A 564-nucleotide genomic window follows, 5' to 3' on the forward strand; every position below is an offset into this window, starting at 1 on the left:
GCTTACAGAACGCTCCTCTACCGCACATACAAAGTATGTACCCGTAGCTTCGGTGTATTGCTTAGCCCCGTTACATCTTCCGCGCAGGCCGACTCGACTAGTGAGCTATTACGCTTTCTTTAAATGATGGCTGCTTCTAAGCCAACATCCTAGCTGTCTGAGCCTTCCCACATCGTTTCCCACTTAGCAATAACTTTGGGACCTTAGCTGACGGTCTGGGTTGTTTCCCTTTTGACGACGGACGTTAGCACCCGCCGTCTGTCTCCCGAGTAGTACTCATTGGTATTCGGAGTTTGCAAAGGGTTGGTAAGTCGGGATGACCCCCTAGCCTTAACAGTGCTCTACCCCCAATGGTATTCGCTCGAGGCGCTACCTAAATAGCTTTCGAGGAGAACCAGATATCTCCCGGTTTGATTGGCCTTTCACCCCCAGCCACAAGTCATCACCGTCTTTTTCAACAGACGTGTGTTCGGTCCTCCAGTTGATGTTACTCAACCTTCAACCTGCCCATGGCTAGATCACCGGGTTTCGGGTCTACACCTAGCAACTAAACGCGCAGTTAAC

At 50.9% G+C, this 564-nt stretch carries 1 rRNA gene; it reads right to left on the reverse strand.

Features of this window, described 5'->3' with window-relative positions:
• Positions 1 to 564: ribosomal RNA gene (locus tag HR45_RS18925) — 23S ribosomal RNA — on the reverse strand; the annotation flags it as partial.

The sequence above is a fragment of the Shewanella mangrovi genome (genome assembly GCF_000753795.1).
In the GTDB taxonomy this organism is placed as follows: domain Bacteria; phylum Pseudomonadota; class Gammaproteobacteria; order Enterobacterales; family Shewanellaceae; genus Shewanella; species Shewanella mangrovi.